Source organism: Novosphingobium beihaiense, from assembly GCF_022832375.1.
In the GTDB taxonomy this organism is placed as follows: Bacteria; Pseudomonadota; Alphaproteobacteria; order Sphingomonadales; family Sphingomonadaceae; genus Novosphingobium; species Novosphingobium beihaiensis.
The window spans coordinates 1-4,961 of the sequence record NZ_JALHLG010000069.1 but is presented as its reverse complement, the minus strand read 5'-3'; the positions used below and the strand labels follow the sequence as shown (position 1 = coordinate 4,961).

The following is a 4,961-nucleotide window of genomic DNA, read 5'->3' as shown; positions in this document are numbered from 1 at the left end:
AACTGGATGCCCCCTTCGGCTCCGCTCAGGACAGGATCATCGGTCAGCACGGTGTGGATCGTGTAGGGGACGGCCTCTATCAGGGCGGCTAGGAAGGCCGAGGCTGATGTCCTGCCGGTCTTCGTAACGAACTGGACGAAGGCAAACTTGCTGGTCCGGTCGATCGCCACATAGAGGTAGAGCTTGCCCTCGGCGGTGCGCACTTCGGCGATGTCGATGTGAAAGTAGCCGATCGGATAGGTCTTGAACTTGCGCTCCGGCTCCTTGTCCCCTGTCACCTCAGGCAAGCGACTGATCCCGTGTCGTTGCAGGGAGCAGTGTATGCTTGCGGAAGGCGACGATGATCGCCTCTTCCTCGATGCTCAGCACCGTCGAATGCGCGTCCTTGGGCCCGGTCGGCAGATCCTTGACCGCCGTGCGCCGCTTCCACTTGGCGACGGTCTTCTGGTTGATACCGTGTCGCTGAGCCAGAACCCTCAGACTCTCTTGACTATGCTGTATCGCTCGACGGACCGCCTCTGTCGTGCGGGCGCTCCCGTGTAGAATCTGTCCCATAGCGCATCCTTCCAAGCCTCCATGGATAATGCTCCATCAAATGCCGGGACCAAACAATTAGCATCGTCGCATTGACGGACAGGAGGATCCGCAGTCAACATCATAATATCGCTGATAATTTTTGCGAATTCGCAACGGAAAGCTGCCTGAAGCCTGAACAGAGCCAGTCAAAACTTCACTCCTGACGGGACTCAATTCATAGTTCCGTAATTTAACCCAGGCCAACTTACTGCCTGCAATTAAAATCACGAGATCCCGTCAGAATTCACTTTAGCCCTGAGGGTTGCACATAATGGCGAGCGAAAAGCAGAGTGTAAAAGGCGCGGTGTTTGCAAGCGCTGTTATCTTGAAGTCCGTGGCAGACATGTACGATAGCATTGAGCCGTCCATAGCGGAGGCCCACGTCACCGCCGCGATCGATGCCGCCTGCAAAGAGGCGGAGATTGATCCGGACGCGTTTTGCAGCCCTCCGCCGCCGGATCAGAGCCAGTTGCCTGGATCGCACAACACCCCCTGCGATAGAAAGCCAAGTGGCTTTGGATCGATGCCTGGTTGATTGCGATACTTCACGCGATCGCGCTGCTGGCTGTGTTGAAAACGGTCTTCTGGTATCAATGAAAAGTCAAAAGGGGCCGCATCAGTATGGCTTCAAATGCTGACATCCGGTTGCACCTTGCGCCCATGCAAGCACCTGCTCCGCATCCAGGAAAAAGCCTTCAGTGCCGTCTACCGCACACAGCATCCCATGCCACAGGTCACCGCTGACGTTGGTGATGAAAGCGCCTGAATCGCCCTGCAATGCCTGATGCCCGCGGCATGCCCAGCTCCAGAAACCTGGAACCGGGCGAATACTTCGCAACAAGTGAAAGCAATGTGGCCGCGAAGTACCGTCCTCCGCGGTAATATCCACGATCTGGGTCAGGCCAATACTCCCGAAATAATAGGAATGGGCCCCCCCGCTCTTTCCTCCACGCATCAACGCGCGCTGCCCGGATCCATAAGCGGCCGATACGCAAAGCCCGGATGGGCCAGGCGCGAACGTACGGTCGAGCGCGAAAAGGGCCGCATCCATGTCATTGCCATCCTGAGATTTGGGCTTGCACAGAATATGGGATGCGCTGGGGGTCAGCGTGCTCACCGCCTGCACTTTGCCGATGGTGTTTCCGGGCGCATCCAGAACATCCGGGCATGCCTGCGTAACGTGGGCACAGGTCAGTCCGAACAGGCTGTCCCCGTCGCTCAACACTCCACCCATCGTTCCAGGAAATGCACCGAATACCTGATTGCCCGGCGTGATCGCGGCCCGCGCCCGCGCCCGGTCTTCCAGCACCACTGCAACGCGAGATACGTATTCCGTTGCTGTCTCGGCAGCCATGGCGCGCAGATCGCGCGCCCCCGCCTCCACCCGGTCCGGGCACAAGTGTACACGCACGAGCAACGGCAGTTCGTCTGGATTTTTGGTCTTTTGTCCGTAGAAATCGAAATCAGGATCGCATGGCAGGTCAAGCGGCGGGAAGCCCCTTAGGCCGTCCCCCGCCTCTCTGCCCCCGGGCCCGAATGGGCGCCGCGTCACCCATTTGAGAAACAGATCCGGCCGCGGTTCCACATGTACCGCTTGCACCATCGGATTTTCGGCAAGAGCCTCCGCAAGCATCAAGCACAGCTCTGTCTCGTATATGTATTCGATAAGGCTGCGCACGGCTTACGACCGCGGGGCTGCGATTGCAGAAATGACCGTAACAACCGCGGTCAGCATCAGCGCGATGCCGGGAACAAAGACCGTGGGCACCACCGATCCCAGGATCGTATAGCTGTAAACAGCGAATGCGATGGGCGAAATGACCCGCTGGTAATGGCGCGATGCGATCGGGACGCCCGGAAAAAAGCGGTCGAAATAGAAATAGGTGAGAACCACCCCGAATGCCGCGCCCAAAATACACATGGCCAAGCGGTATTCCGGCCAGGGCAGCGTTGCGACCCCCTGCACCCACATCGTGTAGAACGCGAGAATTTCTGCCGGAATGTATTTGGCAATTCGCTCGAGCCCTGTCTCGCCGCCGTCCGCGGCAGCCCGCGCGCCTATGACATTTAACCTTGCAGCAGCAGGAACGGGTTCTACCAGACGACTCAAGACGGCCTCCTACAACTATGAAAATTCATCGAAAACAATTGGCTATCGAACAATCAAAACACCGCAAAATCGAACTTCTATCAATATTACATCCATCCACAACGCGGATTAATATATATTAATTGTAAAGGTCATCTCTCAAAACGCACATTTCTTCCAATTTCCGAATCGATACCAGATCGCCAGCAATCGCTTCGACTAAGGCATAATTGGATGAAACAGCTTGTGCCCGAATCCGATTTCAATCTCACGGTAACGGCTTACGATCGGCTTTGCCGGCCTTCCCCCGTGTTCCGCACAAAGGTCTATGCTGCGATTGCACTCATGCTCTTGAGCTGCGGATGCGTGTCAGGCCGGTTTACTCAGGCCGCCGGCCAGTTTGGCACGCTGACCAAGATAGCAGCGGATCAACAGAATGAGCGCCTGGCTGCGGTGGAGGCGGACGAACTCGAACGATATCGGCAAAACCTGGTAACGCAGAAATACGATTTGCAGCTTCAAGATTGCGCCGCAATCATTGCCGGCGCCCCACCTGCAGCCCTGAAAGCGCAGGCGGGCGGCAATTTGACCTGTCATATTGCCGTCAAGAAAGCGCCGGGCGTTTACGAAGCCCTTCCCGCCACAACGAACTTCGGCCACATTTCGGCACTCAATCACGCCTTGGTCAAATATGCCGATGGGCTCGAAAAACTCGCATCCGATGCCACAAGCGACCAGCAAACCTTCACCGGCTCGGTCACAGCGCTGGCCACTTCGGTGGGGAACCTGCAAGGCGCGATAACCAAGGCAACCGGGAAGGAAAGCGATGTGACAGGCGGCAAGATCGATGCTGTCGGCAACTTGGTCGCCAAGGCTGGCAACCTTTATTTCGCCGCTCGGCGTCAGGCCGTTCTCAAACGGATAATAGTTGAAAGCGCCCCCCTCGTTCAGCGGGCTACGGACATACTTGGCGACACCGGCACAAGCCTGGATGTCTATGGAAGAGTGCCTCTGTACATGGCACTGATAGACGCGCAAACCGCATGGGATGCGGCCTACTTCAAGGGGGATCCAAAGGCGATCCGATCGGCGCAAGATGCACTCTTTGAAGCCGTAAACCAGTACAACGCCTATCAGAGCGAACGCATGCGCTTCACCGCCATCGGAATTGCGCATGCGAAGCTGGTTAAGGCCGCGAACGCAGGCGCTTCGGCAAGCGAACTGCAGGCCGCCATCGTTTCGCTGCTCGATCTCGCAAAGACGATCAGCGAAACCGAAAACGCCTTCAGCAAGGAGAAGTGAGATGCCCATTCCGGCAGAACAGCTTCAAGCCTACAAGGATGCGCGCGACGGGCTCGTCATCACACTTTCGATGGCTGAAAAGGCCTTCACGGACGCGGATTTTTCCTACGATCCAACATCGGACTATCGCACGGCGCTGGGCTTGATCAACGCCACTTTGCTTCAGTTGCGGGCATTGGCGGTAAACACGCTCAAGGCCATTGATGACGCGATCGCCAACAGCAACATGGTGGCGGAGCTGAACGCAAAAGCTGACGCTGCAAAAAAAGAAGCAGAAGCGCTCACCAAGGTGGCACATCGAATCGATGAAATCGCCGGCATCTTGGCCAAAGTGACGGCCGTAGTCACGGGAATTGCAGGTCTTCCGTTTCTTTGATGCCACGGCGGGACCATTGCAGCCCCGCCCTCTTCCTGTGTTTGATCCCTCACATCCCGTCGTCGGGTTCGGTATCGTCTTCGGACCAGTGGCCGGTGGCGTGGTCGGGAATGCGGGACTGGTCGACGAAGTCGGGCCAGGTGTGGGCTTCCAGGTAAGGATCGCCGCGGCCCATCAGGGCGCGAAACAGGCCTCTGTCGTCCGCCAGGGTGTCCGCCCTGCGTCCGCCGCCGGGCGCACACGCCGCGGCCGTAGCAGGGAATCGGCAGTACGGTGCGGGGATGCCCACGTTCGTCGCATCAGCGTGCTTCGAACGTTCTGGCGACAGCGCCCCCTTCACGCAGCGGCAGCGATTAACAGCCTTGTTGGCTGCCGGGACCAAACAACTAGACACAGCCCAGGCCGTTCAATGCAGCACCGGAGATCGGCAAAATGCCGAAAATACACGATTTTCACTCCACTCAATCCCGGGAATACCCGGAAAATCCCACTATCTTCGCTCTCTAAAACCTAGGTCGCGTTGCCAAAATGTTTTAGCCATAGCCTTGCTGCGTCGAGGTTGAGGAAGCTGAGGTAAGATAGCGCGGTTTTCTCGAAGGGTGTTGCGATGCGGCGCTG

The 4,961-nt window shown here is 57.4% G+C and carries 6 protein-coding genes and 1 pseudogene; 3 read left to right on the top strand and 4 right to left on the bottom strand.

Features of this window, described 5'->3' with window-relative positions:
• A pseudogene (locus tag MTR66_RS20490) lies at positions 1–555 on the bottom strand (transposase family protein); the annotation flags it as partial.
• 292 nt (positions 556–847) lie between these two features.
• On the opposite strand from MTR66_RS20490, the gene MTR66_RS20485 reads away from it, so the two are divergent.
• Complete coding sequence (locus MTR66_RS20485; RefSeq protein WP_243924448.1) at positions 848–1,111, top strand: hypothetical protein; 264 nt, start codon at positions 848–850, stop codon at positions 1,109–1,111.
• Between the two features lie 81 nt (positions 1,112–1,192).
• Here MTR66_RS20485 and MTR66_RS20480 read toward each other — a convergent pair whose 3' ends face one another.
• Together MTR66_RS20480 and MTR66_RS20475 are read right to left on the bottom strand one after the other, a co-directional pair.
• A complete protein-coding gene (locus MTR66_RS20480) occupies positions 1,193–2,254 on the bottom strand; it encodes a hypothetical protein (protein ID WP_243924447.1) in 1,062 nt (353 codons plus the stop codon).
• Positions 2,255–2,257: 3 nt separating this feature from the next.
• Entirely contained in the window at positions 2,258–2,686 is a 429-nt protein-coding gene (locus MTR66_RS20475; RefSeq protein ID WP_243924446.1) for a hypothetical protein, read from the bottom strand.
• 213 nt (positions 2,687–2,899) lie between these two features.
• Here MTR66_RS20475 and MTR66_RS20470 point away from each other — a divergent pair, with 213 nt between their 5' ends.
• Positions 2,900–3,967, top strand: coding sequence for a hypothetical protein (locus tag MTR66_RS20470; RefSeq protein WP_243924445.1), 1,068 nt, complete (start codon positions 2,900–2,902; stop codon positions 3,965–3,967).
• A gap of 1 nt (position 3,968) precedes the next feature.
• Positions 3,969–4,343 carry a hypothetical protein gene (locus MTR66_RS20465; protein WP_243924444.1) on the top strand — a complete coding sequence of 125 codons (375 nt, stop codon included), beginning with the start codon at positions 3,969–3,971 and terminating at the stop codon, positions 4,341–4,343.
• 49 nt (positions 4,344–4,392) lie between these two features.
• Here the strand turns inward: MTR66_RS20465 and MTR66_RS21305 are convergent, their stop codons facing one another.
• Complete coding sequence (locus MTR66_RS21305) at positions 4,393–4,518, bottom strand: hypothetical protein (RefSeq protein ID WP_268740633.1); 126 nt, start codon at positions 4,516–4,518, stop codon at positions 4,393–4,395.
• Positions 4,519–4,961 lie beyond the last annotated feature (443 nt).

What these genes read in the sequence shown, in the direction of transcription:
- MTR66_RS20485 (WP_243924448.1), top strand. Translation starts at nt 848, where the DNA reads ATGGCGAGCGAAAAGCAGAGTGTAAAAGGCGCGGTGTTTGCAAGCGCT.
- MTR66_RS20465 (WP_243924444.1), top strand. Translation starts at nt 3,969, where the DNA reads ATGCCCATTCCGGCAGAACAGCTTCAAGCCTACAAGGATGCGCGCGAC.
- MTR66_RS21305 (WP_268740633.1), bottom strand. Translation starts at nt 4,518, where the DNA reads ATGGGCCGCGGCGATCCTTACCTGGAAGCCCACACCTGGCCCGACTTC.
- MTR66_RS20470 (WP_243924445.1), top strand. Translation starts at nt 2,900, where the DNA reads ATGAAACAGCTTGTGCCCGAATCCGATTTCAATCTCACGGTAACGGCT.